The sequence below is a fragment of the Cohnella sp. WQ 127256 genome (assembly GCF_024519285.1).
Lineage (GTDB): Bacteria > Bacillota > Bacilli > Paenibacillales > Paenibacillaceae > Cohnella.
The window spans coordinates 132,640-149,307 of record NZ_JAMZCY010000005.1 but is presented as its reverse complement, the minus strand read 5'-3'; the positions used below and the strand labels follow the sequence as shown (position 1 = coordinate 149,307).

Annotated in this window: 18 protein-coding genes; 4 read left to right on the top strand and 14 right to left on the bottom strand. The window is 45.5% G+C overall.

The genetic code is table 11. The features are described from left to right. The first annotated feature begins 206 nt into the window (after nucleotides 1-206). Entirely contained in the window at nucleotides 207-1,310 is a 1,104-nt protein-coding gene (gene mqnE, locus M1K58_RS15715) for an aminofutalosine synthase MqnE (protein WP_256759801.1), read from the top strand. Between the two features lie 85 nt (nucleotides 1,311-1,395). After that, nucleotides 1,396-2,454: an NAD(P)/FAD-dependent oxidoreductase gene (locus tag M1K58_RS15710; RefSeq protein WP_256759800.1), complete on the top strand. Its 1,059-nt coding sequence runs from the start codon at nucleotides 1,396-1,398 to the stop codon at nucleotides 2,452-2,454. On the opposite strand, the gene M1K58_RS15705 is transcribed toward M1K58_RS15710, so the two are convergent. Continuing rightward, nucleotides 2,451-2,717 carry a YuzB family protein gene (locus M1K58_RS15705; RefSeq protein ID WP_256759799.1) on the bottom strand — a complete coding sequence of 89 codons (267 nt, stop codon included), beginning with the start codon at nucleotides 2,715-2,717 and terminating at the stop codon, nucleotides 2,451-2,453. The two genes, M1K58_RS15710 and M1K58_RS15705, sit on opposite strands and share 4 nt — an antisense overlap. A gap of 100 nt (nucleotides 2,718-2,817) precedes the next feature. Here M1K58_RS15705 and M1K58_RS15700 point away from each other — a divergent pair, with 100 nt between their 5' ends. Next, nucleotides 2,818-3,063, top strand: a complete 246-nt coding sequence (locus tag M1K58_RS15700) for a NifU family protein (protein ID WP_115994096.1) — start codon at nucleotides 2,818-2,820, stop codon at nucleotides 3,061-3,063. A 54-nt stretch (nucleotides 3,064-3,117) separates the two neighbouring features. Here the strand turns inward: M1K58_RS15700 and M1K58_RS15695 are convergent, their stop codons facing one another. From M1K58_RS15695 to M1K58_RS29700, 5 genes are all read right to left on the bottom strand, one after another. After that, complete coding sequence (locus M1K58_RS15695) at nucleotides 3,118-3,888, bottom strand: SDR family oxidoreductase (protein WP_256760312.1); 771 nt, start codon at nucleotides 3,886-3,888, stop codon at nucleotides 3,118-3,120. Nucleotides 3,889-3,920: 32 nt separating this feature from the next. Next, the gene (locus M1K58_RS15690; RefSeq protein WP_256760311.1) at nucleotides 3,921-4,622 is read right to left on the bottom strand and encodes a Cthe_2314 family HEPN domain-containing protein; all 702 of its coding nucleotides are present in this window, start codon (nucleotides 4,620-4,622) and stop codon (nucleotides 3,921-3,923) included. Nucleotides 4,623-4,760: 138 nt separating this feature from the next. Beyond that, nucleotides 4,761-5,711: a COX15/CtaA family protein gene (locus tag M1K58_RS15685; protein ID WP_256759797.1), complete on the bottom strand. Its 951-nt coding sequence runs from the start codon at nucleotides 5,709-5,711 to the stop codon at nucleotides 4,761-4,763. Between the two features lie 231 nt (nucleotides 5,712-5,942). Continuing rightward, nucleotides 5,943-6,290 carry a thioredoxin family protein gene (locus tag M1K58_RS15680; protein WP_372339170.1) on the bottom strand — a complete coding sequence of 116 codons (348 nt, stop codon included), beginning with the start codon at nucleotides 6,288-6,290 and terminating at the stop codon, nucleotides 5,943-5,945. A gap of 40 nt (nucleotides 6,291-6,330) precedes the next feature. Next, on the bottom strand, nucleotides 6,331-7,893 hold the full coding sequence (locus tag M1K58_RS29700; protein ID WP_256759796.1) for a stalk domain-containing protein: 1,563 nt from the start codon (nucleotides 7,891-7,893) through the stop codon (nucleotides 6,331-6,333). Nucleotides 7,894-8,033: 140 nt separating this feature from the next. Between M1K58_RS29700 and M1K58_RS15670 the strand changes: the two genes are divergently transcribed. Next, the gene (locus M1K58_RS15670) at nucleotides 8,034-9,320 is read left to right on the top strand and encodes a DUF2515 family protein (RefSeq protein ID WP_256759795.1); all 1,287 of its coding nucleotides are present in this window, start codon (nucleotides 8,034-8,036) and stop codon (nucleotides 9,318-9,320) included. Here the strand turns inward: M1K58_RS15670 and M1K58_RS15665 are convergent. The 8 genes from M1K58_RS15665 to M1K58_RS15630 form a co-directional block, all read right to left on the bottom strand. Continuing rightward, nucleotides 9,251-10,876, bottom strand: coding sequence for a putative polysaccharide biosynthesis protein (locus tag M1K58_RS15665; RefSeq protein ID WP_256759794.1), 1,626 nt, complete (start codon nucleotides 10,874-10,876; stop codon nucleotides 9,251-9,253). The two genes, M1K58_RS15670 and M1K58_RS15665, sit on opposite strands and share 70 nt — an antisense overlap. Nucleotides 10,877-10,910: 34 nt before the next feature. After that, the gene (locus M1K58_RS15660) at nucleotides 10,911-11,633 is read right to left on the bottom strand and encodes a ThuA domain-containing protein (protein ID WP_256759793.1); all 723 of its coding nucleotides are present in this window, start codon (nucleotides 11,631-11,633) and stop codon (nucleotides 10,911-10,913) included. 19 nt (nucleotides 11,634-11,652) lie between these two features. Further along, on the bottom strand, nucleotides 11,653-12,138 hold the full coding sequence (locus tag M1K58_RS15655; RefSeq protein WP_256759792.1) for a DUF456 domain-containing protein: 486 nt from the start codon (nucleotides 12,136-12,138) through the stop codon (nucleotides 11,653-11,655). Between the two features lie 6 nt (nucleotides 12,139-12,144). Continuing rightward, entirely contained in the window at nucleotides 12,145-12,909 is a 765-nt protein-coding gene (locus tag M1K58_RS15650; protein WP_372339169.1) for a Cof-type HAD-IIB family hydrolase, read from the bottom strand. Nucleotides 12,910-13,037: 128 nt separating this feature from the next. Further along, nucleotides 13,038-13,922 carry a metal ABC transporter permease gene (locus M1K58_RS15645; protein WP_256759791.1) on the bottom strand — a complete coding sequence of 295 codons (885 nt, stop codon included), beginning with the start codon at nucleotides 13,920-13,922 and terminating at the stop codon, nucleotides 13,038-13,040. Continuing rightward, complete coding sequence (locus M1K58_RS15640) at nucleotides 13,919-14,863, bottom strand: metal ABC transporter permease (RefSeq protein WP_256759790.1); 945 nt, start codon at nucleotides 14,861-14,863, stop codon at nucleotides 13,919-13,921. The genes M1K58_RS15645 and M1K58_RS15640 overlap by 4 nt, the downstream gene beginning before the upstream one ends. Before the next feature lie 5 nt (nucleotides 14,864-14,868). Next, a complete protein-coding gene (locus tag M1K58_RS15635) occupies nucleotides 14,869-15,675 on the bottom strand; it encodes a metal ABC transporter ATP-binding protein (RefSeq protein WP_306220470.1) in 807 nt (268 codons plus the stop codon). Nucleotides 15,676-15,692: 17 nt separating this feature from the next. After that, a complete protein-coding gene (locus M1K58_RS15630) occupies nucleotides 15,693-16,628 on the bottom strand; it encodes a metal ABC transporter solute-binding protein, Zn/Mn family (RefSeq protein WP_306220469.1) in 936 nt (311 codons plus the stop codon). Nucleotides 16,629-16,668: the final 40 nt, after the last annotated feature.

Sequence of the window (16,668 nt, the reverse complement as noted above, 5' to 3'; positions counted from 1 at the left end):
ATTCAAGTTCATTCCCTATTCAGTTATCTTTTATACGTTTACTTTTACAGTTGCCGAGGTTTATGATGAGGTTTATAATGTTTAGAGTTATTCATCTTGTGGTTTGTCTGCAAACCTTCTAAGTTATTTTTTTCACAAACATTATTGCTACACTATTGCACTTTTAAGTACGAGTACCCTATGAAGGGTTACAGGAGGCGGATGTCATGACACTTGTTACGACGCACCCCGATCGCCAAATGGCGGAAATCGCCGAAAAAGTCAGAAATGGTCAAAGGTTATCCCTGGATGATGGCATTTTCCTCTACCGCTCTGATGATTTGCTAACGATCGGACAATTAGCCAACGAGGTTAATTTGAAGAAAAATGGTAAAAAGGTTTATTTTATTGAAAACATGAGCTTATATTTCACTAATGTTTGCGAAGCACATTGCGCATTTTGTAATTTTCGCAAGGATGAAGGGCAAGAAGGCTCTTATACGTTATCCCCACAAGAAATGATCGATTACGTGGAGCAGCATATTCATCCGGGCGTCCGCGAATTCCACATCGTCGGCGGACATAATCCTACTGTTCCTTTTGATTATTATGTGGAGTCCATTCGTGCCCTGAAGGAAAAATATCCAAATGTAACGATGAAAGCTTATACCGCTGCAGAAATCGACTTCTTTTCCCGAATTTCCGGCTTAAGCTACAAGGAAGTGTTAGAACGTCTCATTGAGAATGGATTAGAAACCTTAACGGGTGGAGGCGCTGAAATTTTATCCGATCAATATCGTAAAAAAATGCGGGTTAATAAAGCCAATATCCAGCAGTATCTTGACGTTCATCGTACGGCTCATCAGCTTGGCTTACGCACGCATACAACCATGTTGTATGGTTCGATAGAATCCTTGGAGGAAAGAGTGCAGCACATGCTCCACATCCGGGATCTACAGGATGAAACGAACGGTTTCCAGGTGTTCATCCCGCTATCCATGCAGCCAATTAGTCCTAAAGCGAGCATACGTCGTAGAAACTCGGCTTATGACGATCTGAAGGCGATAGCGATCAGCCGCTTGATGCTCGATAACATCCAACACATTAAAGCCTATTTCATTAACATTGGAACCCAATTAACACAAATCGCGCTTACAATGGGTGCTTCTGATGCTCACGGAACAATTGTCCGTGAGAAGATCAGCCATGCAGCTGGTGCATTAACACCAGACGGCATTACCCGCGAGGACTTGGTTTGGTTAATTAAAGGCGCTGGACGCATCCCTGTTGAACGTGATACTTTCTACAATGAAATGAAAATATACGAGTAAAATCGAGTTCCCCGTCGGGTAGACGGGGGCTCTTCTGTGTCATACTAAACGTATAAAGCTATTCAATGCTAAAGGAGTTCATTACATGAGTAAGGTCGTAATCTTAGGTGGCGGTTATGGCGGCTTAATGGTCGTTCAGGAACTGCTGGAGCACCTGCCGAAGGATGCTCAATTATTTCTCGTGGATCGGATGCCTTACCAAGGACTTAAAACCGAATACTACGCTTTAGCAGCAGGAACAGTATCCGATTTGGAAATCCGTGTAAATTTCCCCGTGCATCCCCAACTACAAATGGTGTACGGTGAAGTGACCGATCTAGATTTAGAACAAAAGCTTGTGCATATTACAGATCAAGAGCCTCTTGCTTACGACTCCTTAGTCATCGCTCTTGGTTGCTCAGACAACTACCATGGCATCCCTGGTGCTTCCGATTATTCCTGCAGTATACAATCGCTTTCGTCAACTCGCCGTACATTCCAGCAAATTAATGATATTCGTCCTTACGGCCAACTAACAATTGTTGGTGGTGGCTTAAGCGGAGTTGAATTGGCTGCGGAATTACGGGAAAGTCGTGCGGATATTAATATTCGCATACTCGATAGAGGCAACAGCGTAATGTCAGCATTCCCTGGTAAACTTCAGCTTTATGTAGCTGACTGGTTCCGTGAGCATCATGTTGAGATGCGTTCACACATCGGAATTACCTCTCTTGAGCAAGGTGTCATCCACAACGGTCAGGAGCCCATTCTCACGGACGTAACCGTATGGACAGCAGGAATTCAGCCCGTGGAGCTCGTCCAGCGTATGGAGCTCCCTAAGGACCCACAGGGCCGTCTAATCGTTAATGAATTGCACGAGCTTCCCGATGCTCCTCAAGTTTATGTCATCGGCGATTGCTCCAGCCAGCCATTCTCCCCTAGTGCACAGCTAGCTGGAGCTCAAGGCAAGCAGGTTGCTGAGATCATTCGTGCCCGTTGGGACAACAAAGAACCGAAGCTATCCCATATTAAGCTTAAGGGCGTGCTTGGTTCTCTTGGTAAAAAAGCTGGATTCGGTTTAATGGGAGCAACTCCACTACTCGGTCGAATTCCTCGAATGCTCAAGAGTGGAGTGCTCTGGAAAAGCAAACGTCACTTCGGTTAAAGATCATCAAGTAACTTATCTAACGCAGCTTGTTCAAGCTCTTGGTTCTTAATGGCTTCCAGCACTAGATCATAAAGCTGATCTGCCGTTTCTGCGACTACACTCTCACCGTTTACAAGCACGTACGGAGATAAGTAGCATTCTCCACAATTGCCCAAGCAGCCGTATTCAATAACTTCTATGTCAGGAACTAGTTCCAATTTTTCAATAATTTGCTCTGTACCGTGATGCGTATTGCTTGTACAGTACTCCACGATATGCATAAGTTCCATATCATCCTTTCTTTAAGCAAAATGCTAACAAGCGTCTGTTTGAAAACCTGACTTTTTGTACTATAATAGAATTTGAAAGGAGTGGATGATTATGAGTACAAATGCTCCAAGCACACAGTATGATGAAGTCATCGACGTTCTCGATAAATTGCGTCCGTTCTTGCAACGCGACGGCGGAGACGTTGAATTGGTCGACATTGAAGACGGTATCGTAAAATTGCGCCTAATGGGTGCATGCGGTAGTTGTCCAAGTTCCACGATCACGCTTAAAGCAGGTATCGAGCGCGCATTGCTGGAAGAAGTCGAAGGCATTCAAGAAGTTGTTCAAGTGTTCTGATTTTCTTCATCTTCAGAATTTGAAAAGGTCCTGCCCTATGGCAGGGCCTTTTTGTTATCTTTTCAAATGCGTCCTAATCGGATCTAGCCCACCTGATACGTCTATCGTATTTCCCGTAATGAAATCTGACTCTGGCATACAGAGAAACGCGATCATGCGGGCGACGTCCTCCCCTGTTCCAGGTCGGCCACGCGGCGATTCATCATCTAGAACACCTGCAACATCTACAATGCTTTTTTCTTTATTCCCCCCACGAATATCTCCTGGACATATCATATTCACAGTGACTCCACTCGCTGCTTCTTCAACAGCAAGTGTCTTCGTGAACGATACAAGACCTACCTTTGCAGCAGCATACACAGCACGATGAGGCCACGAACGCGCTTCAGAAGCATGACCGAATCCAAAATGGATGATCCTTCCCCATTGTCGGCTTCTCATCCCAGGTAATACTCGGTGATCCATCAGCATCGTTCCAACAAGATTACCATTCATTAAATAATGAATATCCTCTGTCTTATAATCCGCGAATAATCGACGTTCACGGATAAATGGTCCTGCATTGTTAATAAGAATATCCACACCACCAAGCCTCTTCTCAACTTCCGAGACGAGTCTTTCGGCATCTTCCGCTTTGGCAATATCTGCTTGCACTGCATACGCCTTGCGTCCCATTAACACAATCTCTTCGACAAGCTGCTCAGCTTCATCACGACTCGTCACATAGTTAATGGCGACATCACAGCCATTCGATGCCAGCTCAAACGCTGTGCGACGCCCTAAACCTTTGGCACTTCCGGTTATTAACGCCGTTCTGCCTAACAGCTTCACACGCTTCCCCCATCCCCGACTCTCGCTTATTCCATCTTACGAAGCCACTTGCAGGCAAATTGAAAAGACTCATTTAAAGATCCCAAACTCATTTTCCAAGCTTGGTCTAAATCTGCCATATTAGCAATCAAATCCTCAAGGGTATGACGGCTTCCTAGGTTTGCGAGCTTTTGAGTAAGATCATCCTTAAGCTCTGCATTCATCTGGTGAATTTCTAAATTTCTACGATCCCGGAGTCGATTCATGGCTCCTTGATGGCGTTCCTTCAGCTCCGTAAGCGGCTTCATTAATTGTGAGTGCAGCTGATTTTCCCGCAAGTTCCGAAGCATCGTAAAATAGGAAAACCGAGATTTATATCGCTCCGTTCGAAGATCAAGTAGTTGATTAAGCAATGTTCCAAGCTTATCTAATAACGCAAATACACGAATATAGGCGTTCTTATCGTAGTACACATGCCTGTAATAATTAAGCTGATCCTTATAGGACAGCTCGTCCACGTAGGTATGCTTAATGAGTCCCGCATAACGATTCGCAGCATAATAGCTTTGTTCGAGCTCATCCATCGATCGGAGTAGCCCCTCCGCCCAAATCGCATAAGTACGATATTTCGAGGATTGCTCCGGGTATCGTTCAGCTAGCTTAGAAGCCTGCGAAGTGAATTGTTCAATCGATTGTACAGTATCGAGAGCCATTCCTGTCCACTCTCTTGGCTCTTCTCCGAACAACATTCTTAGCAAAGCTTCTCCTCCTACTACATTGCAGATTGTCGCAACTACTCCAACATCATAATTGTATTGTAACGTAAAAGAGACGACGCGCTCAACTGACAACCATTGAGCATTCGCCGTCTCTTAAACATACCTAAATTATTCATGTGATAATTGACGTGTTCGAATCGCCAATAATACAAGCATTGTAAAGAGTGCAGAAATGATGATCGTATGAATTAACCCTGTGAAGATATAGACATCCTCATTGCTAAGGGTAAACGAGAGTAGTCCCCCGCTGAATATTTGTAGAACAACTAATATCAGAGCTTTATTGGCAATAGAGGCCAATTCGGAAGTCTTTCCAACTGTTTTACGAATATAAATCACAAGAATAAGGACTAGCACTAACACCAATAAGGCTGCTAATCGATGGGCAAAGGCAATTCCGATCGTTCCAGTTAACTCAGGAATGACTTCACCATTACATAATGGCCAGCCATCGCATGCGCCACCAGACTCCGTATGTCTAATATACGCCCCCAAATAAATGACCCCATAACAATACACGAGCAAAGCTATGATGCTGCGGAACAGCCCCTTCGGCAAGGTAACCGCTGCAGGAGGCCTGACCTTCGCATGGTTAGTGCTTTCCTGAGTCGATAGCGGCTGAGTTTGCCGTTTAACAAGAGCATACAATAGCCATGTACATGTAAAGGCAAACAAGGAAATTCCGAAATGGAGCGCCAATACAAGCGAAGACTGCTCCCACACAACTGCCATTGCTCCAAGTCCAGCTTGCATCACGGTAAAGAGCAACGCACCACCTGCATAAAGAAGATTTTCCTTCTTACGAGCTGGTTTCCAGAAGCGAGTAACTAAATAAGTCGCACCAACAAGAAGACCCACAATCCCACTAATCATCCGATGACTATATTCCACCATGGATTCAACGGTATAAGCAGGTACGAATTTCCCATGACATAATGGCCAGTCCGAACCGCAGCCGCGACCAGAATCCGTATTTGTAACAAGAACGCCTGCAATGAGCACTAAGAACATGCCGATACAAGTCACTAAAGCTAATAAACGATATTTTTGAAAAGTCATGCCCATCCCCGATTTCTTGTGAAAGTAGGCGCTAGGAGCCAATACCCATTATACCCAACCCCAACAACCAATTCCATGATCAAACTGTGAACAGCATATCAAAGCCTTAGATTGTGACAATCTCATGTAATGTTCCTATGCCGCAGCCCCTAACTCAGGCGAAGCAAGCAAAAGACCGAGGCACGGATTTACATCCATCTGCCACCGGTCCTATTTGATGAAGTCTTCGCTTTATTTACTCTCTAGAGCACTTGCTACTTCAACAGCTCGGTCAAGGAATTGCTCGATTTCCTCGCGTGTTTTGCGAAGCTTGCTTACAAACCTCACGAGCTCCTGACCTTGCTTGAAGGCAATGAAGCTTGGGATTCCGAGAATATTAAGCTCGCTGCATAGATTCTCCATATCGTCTCGATCGATTTCCACCATCGTTAAACGATCTGCATAAGCCGCTTCAACCTCAGCAATGAATGGATCAATGAAATGGCAGTCCTTGCACCATGTTGTTTTGAAAATTGCGACCGTTAACCGGTCCTCCCCTACTAGCTCACGAAACTTTACTTCGTCTGTAATGCGTTGCATCTTCTGTCTGCACCTCCGTAGATAACTCAACTTAACGTTATTATAAGTCTCTTGTAACCTCAATCACAAGACCTCCACTTAAGTCCTCAGTGATTGAGTACTGGGCATGAAGAAGACCAAAGAGGTCATCTGCAGACACATAGGTATACAGTCCATCGTTTTCAACCTTGTGTGCAAGAGTAACCGATTTCGAATTCACAGTAGCTTTCGTCGAACCCGTCTGGAAAACAATAGCTTGCTCCGTTGCGCGGTCGTAGAAGCCGATTTCTCCATTCGCGGAAGGAGCGTTTAGTTTCACCCCGAAATTGTCCATCGTCGCCCTTAGTGGTACATAAGTCACATCGTTAGAATCAATGTAGAACGGAATTCCCCATTCGTTACTTAGCTCGAAGCTCTGATCATCCACTTGAAAGTCATTTTTCAGCACCTTGTACACGACTGAATTCTCATCAAACAACCTCAGAGTCTGATACGGTTCGAAATCGGCCAATTCGCCTATAGTCAAAGCATTGAGAGGGATCTTAACGGCAGGAATCTCGACATTTCCATTCACGTTCCACATCTCGCTATTACTGCGAATTTTAATGCTCTTCAAAGGACTATCTCCCTCTGAAAAAATAGCAGGGGCGATATTAATCTCAACCGCAGACTTGCGAAGATGTAAGGAATCGTCAACAAATAGATCTGCTGACATCGTAACTCCTTTATCAAACACTTCCTGCCACTCTTCATCATCCATCCGAGCTTCATCAATTTCTTTTTTAGCATCAGATAAAGCTGAGAGCACTGCATTGTAGCCTTCTTCAACGAACGTATCGCTATCTAGTTCCTCTGCAAAAAGCTCATCATCTCCAAATGCCTGTTTAAGCTCTGGTGGTAGCTCCTCTATCCATTGCAGAATACTATGCAATGTTGAACGTAGCCCATCCTTATCTTGAATGAGGTTGTCGATAAAGACTGGAATCAGCTCACCTAGCTGCTCCCCATTTAATTCCGCATGCACCTTCGTTAAACTCGTTGTTACACCGTGCACTGGCAAAGTAACTCTTTCGAGCTTCAGAACCGGAGGATTCGGAGCACTCTTCACCAAATAAGAAGCGATGTTCTTGAGGAGCGGTCTTACCGTTTCCATAATCGCTTGTTGCATATTAGCTCCCGATACTCCTTCTTCTACATCCGTACCGAGTAAGCTGTTCATATCGGGAATTTCTACGATAAGTGGACGGTGAGCGCCTCCTACGTCGAATCTCAGTGCCTTCGAATCCAAATGGAAGGTAAATGGAATATCTCCTTTGCCAAAGCTGAGAACTCCCGTCATCCATTGGTTGCCCTTATCATCCCGCTTGGAATGAGTAATATTCAAAGTCACTTTACGAAACGCATTAATGATATCCGTAATTTCCGCTCCTTCAGCGGACAATACCTTCTCGTTTAACTCCACTTCTAGCTCAAATTGCTGAGATTGTTCCTGCTGAGTAACATCCAGCTGATTCAAAATCATATTGTTCAAGTTAAATCCAGCAATCGATTGGCAACCCACGATAATAGCGAGCGTTAACGCACATAATAAAACCCCAAGCTTCTTAAAAGACCCTTTTCTCACGAACAATCCCTCTCCCTTATCCTGAATTTATCTATGATTTCATTAATGATTTGTACTGCAACACATTAATTTCGACAAGCAAATTGGAAATCCTGCCCTATCCCCCATTCCATCATAGGCCGTGAAGGAGTATATCCAAGTTGAAGAACACGCTTAATTCAAGGAAAGGGTTGTCCACCCTTCTACAAATGCCTGGGCAATTCATAACGAGCTGGGTAGGAAAGATCAATAGCTTACAGATCAGCTATAGACTGACTCGGTCCTCCACCCCGCTCATTATTCATCCAGAAAGGGTTAAGCACTTCACAAGCCTATTCCACTCAGCAAAGAAACATTCTAACTGTAGCCCTATGACACAAATCGATGAGCAAATATGTTCAAAAATCAACGAGATGACGGTTCAGTTCAATCGTAATAATATTACTCGTACCGCCGCCTACTGGGAGGTTTACAGGTTCTATCCTGAGCTTCAATGGGCGTTCCTCGCCCACATGGTATCTCGCAATGGAGGCTGGAGCATGACGGACCTCCGAGGAGAGTGGCTGCCTCAGTTAATGGACAACGAACTCATCACTTCAACCTTCGAAATGTTAGAGGCGTGTAACTCCCTTATATTTGGCGATGCCTATCCTCAGCTTTGTTTGTATGTAGAGAGCCAACGAACGAAGCGAAATCTCTTCCATCTCCTTCCTCATTTTGGGGTTTCCTCCTTCATGATCCCTTTCTGGAACCAATTCTGGTCCGATGGAAATGCCGTCCCCCTTACTGAAGCTCTCATTATCAACGAACAGCATTTCATCCAATCGAGAGTGGTGGAGGATACCCATTTTCGTCGTAATGTTTTCGACAGCTTGTCTTTTCGAAGCTTACCACTGTTACAACTGAACCAGATTGTGTTTCCGATAGGGGAAGTGAAATCGACAAGAGAAGGAAATTCACAGCGGCTAGTCGGAAGGGTGTTAGAAAATTTCACAGACTTACAGGAGAGAATCGAATTTGGAAAAAGCTTGTACGGGATGCTCTTTGGCTATCCACAGGTGCTGAAGGAAACAACTTTGTTCGCTGAGAGCATTATACATACGGGGTCTCGTGCAGATTATTGGCCCCAACGCTTCCGAAAACTCAGAAAAGAAAAAACCGACGGAAAGCCCGATAAAGGGGACAGTTCCGCCGGTCAGTCATTCTCTTCGATGTGGCTAAGTCCCTCGCTCTCGGAAGCTTGGCCAGATCAGCCCTATAAATCCACCAAGGAAAAGGATTGGTTTCACAACATAGAGGTGATGTCTTATTTGAGATCGATAAGATTACCTCGCGTAATCGATATGACTCACGAGCATCTCTTAAGTCAGAATAAGCTTCAGACAGCAGTGCTTCTTGAACGAAGCTTCATGAAAGGCGCTAGCAGCCGGCGTACAGGGCGAGGGTAAGTTGCGATCTCCTCTGCTGTTACAACCTTCAAGAACACAAGTAGAGCCGGATAGAGCACGATTAGAACCGCTCCCATTACCGCGCAGGAGAGGAAAAATGCCAGCTTGTTCGGAAGCCCATCACAAATGGCTAATACCGCCCATTCTACTAAAGCAAGCACAGCTGCGACAATCCCCGTTGTCATCAGGAAAGGGATCCATTTGTTTCCAAGGAGCTTGAATTTGGACCTCTTGCGCAAGCTAAGAATGTTGAACGAAAGCGCCCAGATAAAACATACGGTTGTTGCAGCTATGATTCCATATACTCCGAAAAAGGGAGCAAGTGAGAAGCTTAATATGACTTTAATAAGTACACCCGTTAATGCGTGTATCGTCGCTTTTTTTGGTTCTCCGATACCCAGCAGGATGGAGTTTGTGATCATCATACCAATCTGGAACAATGTACCGAGGGTTAGCATGGCCACGATCGCGCTTCCGGTTGCTTTCTCAAATAGAAGGCCGTTAACACTATAAGCGCCAATTCCTAGCATCAGCACAACTGGCATTCCGCTATAGAGAGCAATCCGGACCGCTAGCGATGCTTGATGTCCAACCTTCTGATGGTCGCCTGTTGCATGTGCAGAGGAAACAATCGGAATAATGGATTGGCTTAAAGCTACAGCGAGAATAACGGGAATGCCTGCGATGGATTGTGCATTCATTCCATATACGGCTGCCCAGTGATTAATCGTCGCTAAATCGTAATGGCCAACAGTCAGAGACTTGATCATAAAGTTATCCATCGTATACAACAATTGAACGGTAATGGCTGTCATCACAATCGGAATAGATAAGCTAAACAGTTCTTTGTAAATCGAGCGTAAACGTAGCTTCCGCGAGTTATCCATCTGGACTTGCGGCTCAATACGGTCGCTAGACTTTAGTTTGCGAGCATAATAGAGCATGACCGCGAAAGCCCCGATGCTTCCAAATACACTCCCCAACGAAGCCCCTGAAGCGATACCTTGTTGGTCTGTCTTGTCCATAGAAAACATAGCAAAGGCAATAACCACAGCAGCGAATACACGCAATATTTGTTCCATAATTTGCGAGATTGCGCCTGCAGTCATGAACTGACGCCCTTGAAAATACCCTCTCATCATCGCGATTATCGGAAACAATAGCAAAGAAGGAGCTATTGCCCTAATCGCTGACGCTGCCTGAGGTTCTTTAATAATTGATTGTGCGATAAACGGAGCGATGAGCCACAGTCCGATCGTAATAATGACGCCTGCAACGGCTCCGAATAATAGCGCCGCTCGATATACTTGCTGTGCTTCCTCTACGCGACCGACGGCATAACGTCCGGATACCATCTTACTTACAGCACTTGGGATACCCGCTGTCGCCACGATCAGCAACAGCAAATAAATTCCATTCGCGTTGTTGTAATAAATGTTTCCTAGATCATCCATTAGATAATCAAGTGGAACTCGCTGGAATATACCCAGCGCTCTGGCTACAAGTGCGGCGGCCGCAAGAATGAGCGTGCTTTTAAGTAACGTGTCTTTTTTCAAGGGAACCCTCTTTAGGAATAATTAGTGGAATCATTTATTGAATCTGTTCAAGCGGTTGATGATGACCACGCACAGGACGTGCGATACCGGACGGAGCTGCCCACTTCACACCATTAGCGATTACACGACGCACTAATGGATGGTAATAAGTAGGGAAGGTCTCATGCCCAGGGCGGAAGTAGAAAATTTTCCCTTGGCCTCGACGGAAAGTACAGCCACTGCGGAATACTTCCCCGCCTTCAAACCAGCTGACGAATATGAGCTCGTCTGGTGCTGGAATATCAAAGTGCTCACCATACATTTCCTCTGGCTTAAGTTCGAAATATTCTGGAATGCCTTCGGCAATAGGATGAGAAGGATCGACAGTCCAAATCCGTTCTTTCTCGTTCGCTTCGCGCCATTTCAGATCACAGCCCGTACCCATCAGCTTCTTGAAAATTTTTGAAAAATGTCCAGAATGCAAGACGACTAACCCCATACCATTCATGACACGTTCATGTACCCTGTTCACGATGTTGTCGTCTACTTCGTCATGAGCCATATGGCCCCACCAGATCAACACGTCTGTGTTATCCAGAACCTCTTGTGTCAATCCGTGCTCTGGTTCAGGCTGGGTTGCCGTTCGAATAACGAAACCCTGCTCCGCTTCCTCCAAGCCTTCGGCAATTACGGTATGAATCCCCTTCGGGTAAACCTCTCGTACTTCATCATGAATTTGCTCATGCTTATATTCATTCCATACGGTTACGCGAACCATAATCCATCGCTCCTGTCGGTTAATTAGCAACTAGCCAGATAATGAATATAGCGATCATCACACCCTGCAACAGGATCTTAACGATCGTGCTGCTGAATAAACCGACGAGTGAGCCCCAGCCTACCTTCAAGGCACGATCTACGGATGAACCGTGAATGATCTCTCCAATAACGGCTCCCGCGAAAGGTCCGATGATAAGTCCAAATGCGGGGATTACGAATGGACCAATTAATATTCCGATCGTGCTCCCGATAACGGAAGCCTTAGAGCCACCGAATTTCTTGACTCCCCAAGCATTGACCGCATAATCAGCCACGAATAAGATAACGACAATAACCGTCTGAATACTCCAAAACCAAAAACCAAACGGCTCAAACGAGAAAAACCACCCATAAACAAAATAAGCAGCATAAATAGCCAATGCTCCAGGTAAAATCGGAAAAATGGCTCCAGCCATCCCCACTGCGAATAAAACCACAATGAGCAGCCAGCCCAATATGTCCACTAAAAATCACGTCCTTAGCACATAGTTTTGAATGACCTGTGCAACACCGTTCTCTTGATTGCTTCCTGTTGTGACATTTGCAGCAACCTTAACTTCATCTTGTGCATTGCCCATCGCTACACCAAGTCCTGCGGCTCTAATCGCAGCGATATCATTTAAGCTATCCCCAACAGCTACGACTTCGGACATGTCATACCCTAACATCTGACACACTTCCATAAGTGCGGTTGCTTTGGATACCCCTAGCGGATTAACTTCAATATTGTGTGGTGAAGAATTGGTGATCTCAAGACCTTCCCAGGTTTGAATCTCTTTAAGAATTTCGTTAAGGACAGGGATTTCCTCGAAATAATAACCAAACTTCAGCCATTTTCTCGCGAGCGTATCGTCCACCCAACGTTCCTTATTATAGATGTCCTCTATCGTGTATCCCCAGAACCAAACCTCTTTATATTTCTCAGCTAACGCATGTAGCTTCAAAACCTTATCCGCATCGAGTAATATTCGACGATGCAAATCATGTGGTTTCGTCCAAATCTCGCCTCCGTTAACCGTGATCATCGGTGTATCCAAGCCTAATTGTTCAGCAATTGGAAGTGCACTAACAAATCCACGTCCCGTAGACACGCATACCGTAACGCCTGCCTCAACGGCATGCTTTACCCATTTGGCGTTCAATTCGCTAATTTCACTCTGTTCATTTAATAAAGTACCATCCAAATCTAAAGCTAACAGTCGATATTTCCCCATCTCATATGCCACGAGCTCCACTCACTCCCTGCTGCCGTCTACCTTCTGCAATTTAACGTCATTCTATCACATTTTGACACCGGAATTAAAATTTTAAAAAAACGGCTGAACAGTGATGTTACCTGTCCAACCGTTAGGATCATAGGATATTAATAAGCTTCACGAGTAACAGATGCACGATGACGTAGCTTCCGAGTAACAAGTCCTTGCGTAGGTGAGAAAAGAAACGCCAGTAGGAAGAGCACACCCGCAACACACACCATGCATCCCGCAATCGATGCATCCAGTACAGCCGCAGTGTAATATCCGGCCACTGAGCTAATGACACCAATAATGAGGCTCAAACCAATCATTCTTCCTAATCGATCAGTAAGCAAATACGCTGTCGAAGGCGGAACAATAAGTAATCCTACGACCAGAATGGCTCCTACGCTTTCAAAGGAGCTTACTGTGGCCATCGATACTAAGCCCATAAGGATATAATGGAACAACGCAACCGGTATTCCAATCGCTGCCGCTAGCGCAGGATCGAATGCACATAATTTAAATTGTTTAAAAAACAAGCTAATAATCGTCGCAATTATGAACAACGTGATTCCAAGCAGCCACACGGCTTTGGGACCCACTTCCATGCCGCCTACCGATAATTGGTTCCACTGAACGTATGCGATCTCTCCGTAGAGAACACAGTCCAAATCCAGATCAATATGTTGGGCGTTCAAGCTAATGAGTAGAACGCCTGCAGCGAACATGGAGGTAAAGACGACGCCAATCGATGCGTCGCTCTGTACTCCGCTCTGCTGAAACAGCTGGATAAGAAATACGGTAACAAAGCCAATTACTGCAGCTCCGAACAACATGAAGAAGGAATCTCGCGAGCCGCTAATTAGAAATGCAATAACGATACCCGGTAAGACGGAATGACTTATCGCATCCCCTATGAGTGCCATGCGGCGCAGGATTAGGAAACACCCGAGAATCCCACAGCATGCTGCAACTAAGGAGCCCGTCAGCATAATCCAGAATCCACTCATGCCGACACCTCCTTTTTCTTCGATGAAGGGCTGCCGCTTGCTTGTTTGACATTTTCAGCAGCCTCCCAATCCCGCTTGGCGGAATAACGGCGTACGAGCTTTGCCACGAGCCCCCTGCGGGGACCGAACAACACTGATGCCACAAATATTGCCGTTGCGGTTAACACGCTTAAAGGGCCCGTAGGCAGGTTCTCCGTCCCCGCACTAATCCAGGTCCCAAGCGCTCCACTTAATGCGCCAAATAAGCCAGAGAGAATGGTCATCATACCAAGCCGATCCGTCCAATATCGTGCGGCTACGGCAGGAGTAATAAGCAAAGCCGCAACGAGAACAACACCTACAGCCTGAATCCCAACTACGACGGCAATCGTAACAAGCCATAGGAGAAGCTGCTCCAAAGTCGTCACAGAAAAGCCGAGTCCTCGTGCGTAGCCTGAATCAAAGCTGATCAGCTTAAATTCTTTGAATAGCAAAGCACAAGCAATAACGAGCAATACCGCCACACCCATCATCGTGTATACATCATTCGCTGTCATTGAAGCCGCCTGGCCAAAGAGAAATTTATCTAACCCGCTCTGATTCCCATAGGAGCTATGCTGAATTTGTGTGAGCAGTACGATACCCAGTCCGAAGAAGACAGATAGCACAATCCCCATCGCAGCATCGGGTTTAATTCGTGAATGTCGAGTAATCCAACTGATCCCGACTGTCGCGATCATCCCAGATATTATGGCTCCAAGCATGAAGAAGGCTATGGATTTAACACCCGTTAGCATAAAGGCGATACAAATGCCGGGAAGCGCAGCATGTGCGAGAGTATCTCCGATTAAGCTTTGTTTGCGTAAATAAGCAAACGTACCTATGACCCCTGTGCTTAATCCCAGCAGCATGCTCCCGACCAATATCCATTGTAAATTAGGATCGGTAAATAGATTTAGCATCCCACTCACCGTCCTGTTCCCGAGAGAATGGCAGTCTGTTCGGTCTGTTCGGTCTGCTCGGAAAGGCTACTCTTAATAAAAGTAAGTCTTCCACCGTATGCTTCTTGAAGTCGCTGCTCGGTAAAGGTTGTTCTCGTCGGGCCAAACGCCACGAGTTCTCCGTTCAGCAGCATTACTGAATCAAAATATTGCTCAACCGTAGCCAGGTCATGATGAACGACGAGTACTGTTTTTCCTTGTCGCTTCAACTCGTTGAGCAAAGTAATAATCGCTTTCTCCGTCGCTGCGTCAACTCCAGCGAAGGGTTCATCCATGAAATACAAAGTAGCGTCCTGCGCTAATGCACGGGCAAGAAACACCCTCTGCTGCTGTCCACCTGAAAGCTGACTAATCTGCCGTCCAGCATAATCAGCCATCCCAACCTTAGCTAGACATTCCATCGCGATTGCCTTTTCCTTAGCACCAGGGCGTCTTAACAAGCCAAGATGACCGTATCTGCCCATCATGACGACATCCAGTGCATTCGTAGGGAAATCCCAATCTACCGATTCCCGTTGGGGGACATAACCAATTAATTTCCGTTGTGTCTTATAGGGCTTGCCATACACTAGAGTCTGACCTGTAAGAGTTGGCTGCAGACCCAGTATGGCTTTAATGAGCGTTGATTTCCCCGCTCCGTTAGGACCGATAATTCCGATCAATTCACCCTCAGTCACCTCAAAAGTGATGTTCCTTAGAACTGGATTCTTCTGATAAGCAACGGTTAAATTGTCTACGGATAATGGCGATATATGTTCTTTACGAGTTAGCATTTTAGTTCTACCCCTTCCTATTTCAAAGCTTTAACGATTGTATCCACGTTGTGCCTAACCATCCCAATATATGTTCCTTCTATTGTCCCTGCTTTCCCCATTGCATCAGAGAATAGCTCTCCCCCAATGACAATGTCATGCCCCTTCTTCTTGGCACCCTCAATCACTGCCTCGATTGATTTCTTAGGAACGCTAGACTCGACGAAAACGGCTTTAATCCCCCGCTCCACCAACATATCCCGCAAGCCAGTGACATCCTTCGAGCCATATTCAGCCGCTGTGCTAATGCCTTGCAAGCCAACAACCTCAATCTCATATGCATCGCCAAAATAGCCAAAGGCATCATGTGCGGTAACCATTACACGTCCTTGCTTCGGTATTGTCGCAATCTGCTCCTTAGCATAGCGATCCAACTCCTCAAGCTTTCTCAGATAGGTGTCAGCTTGAATTTCATAATCAGCTTTATTTTCAGGATCTTTCTCGATTAACGTATCTCGAATGGTTTCCGTAGCACTCATCCACAGTTGAACATCAAACCATACATGAGGGTCATGATTTCCATCCCCGATCGTTCTCAATTGCTGCTCTGGAATGTTCTTCGTCACTGCAACTACGGTTTTCTTCTTCGCCATTTTCTCGAAAATTTCTGTCATCTTGCCTTCTAGATGTAATCCTCCATACAAAATCACGTCCGCATTCTCAAGCTTACTAATATCTCCTTGCGAAGCTTTGTATAGATGAGGATCGACGCCAGGTCCCATCAGTCCGATGACCTCTACATGATCGCCACCAACTTCCTTCGCAACATCAGTGATCATCCCTATCGTAGCGGTTACGTGCAATTTACCCTCATCCTTGAAAGCACTTGGCGCACAGCCTGTTAGGATGATTGCCATTAAAAAAACAACAGCCCACATGAATCTTTTTATAGATGACGGCCTATTTTTCACCATTGGATAACTCTCCTCCTAAACTATCTATTTCGCTCTCTAA

Excerpts from the sequence above, each read along its gene's own strand:
- mqnE (WP_256759801.1), top strand. The coding sequence starts at position 207 with ATGACACTTGTTACGACGCACCCCGATCGCCAAATGGCGGAAATCGCC.
- M1K58_RS15710 (WP_256759800.1), top strand. The coding sequence starts at position 1,396 with ATGAGTAAGGTCGTAATCTTAGGTGGCGGTTATGGCGGCTTAATGGTC.
- M1K58_RS15705 (WP_256759799.1), bottom strand. The coding sequence starts at position 2,717 with ATGCATATCGTGGAGTACTGTACAAGCAATACGCATCACGGTACAGAG.
- M1K58_RS15700 (WP_115994096.1), top strand. The coding sequence starts at position 2,818 with ATGAGTACAAATGCTCCAAGCACACAGTATGATGAAGTCATCGACGTT.
- M1K58_RS15690 (WP_256760311.1), bottom strand. The coding sequence starts at position 4,622 with ATGTTGTTCGGAGAAGAGCCAAGAGAGTGGACAGGAATGGCTCTCGAT.
- M1K58_RS15685 (WP_256759797.1), bottom strand. The coding sequence starts at position 5,711 with ATGACTTTTCAAAAATATCGTTTATTAGCTTTAGTGACTTGTATCGGC.
- M1K58_RS15680 (WP_372339170.1), bottom strand. The coding sequence starts at position 6,290 with ATGCAACGCATTACAGACGAAGTAAAGTTTCGTGAGCTAGTAGGGGAG.
- M1K58_RS15660 (WP_256759793.1), bottom strand. The coding sequence starts at position 11,633 with ATGGTTCGCGTAACCGTATGGAATGAATATAAGCATGAGCAAATTCAT.
- M1K58_RS15645 (WP_256759791.1), bottom strand. The coding sequence starts at position 13,922 with ATGAGTGGATTCTGGATTATGCTGACGGGCTCCTTAGTTGCAGCATGC.
- M1K58_RS15640 (WP_256759790.1), bottom strand. The coding sequence starts at position 14,863 with ATGCTAAATCTATTTACCGATCCTAATTTACAATGGATATTGGTCGGG.
- M1K58_RS15635 (WP_306220470.1), bottom strand. The coding sequence starts at position 15,675 with ATGCTAACTCGTAAAGAACATATATCGCCATTATCCGTAGACAATTTA.
- M1K58_RS15630 (WP_306220469.1), bottom strand. The coding sequence starts at position 16,628 with ATGGTGAAAAATAGGCCGTCATCTATAAAAAGATTCATGTGGGCTGTT.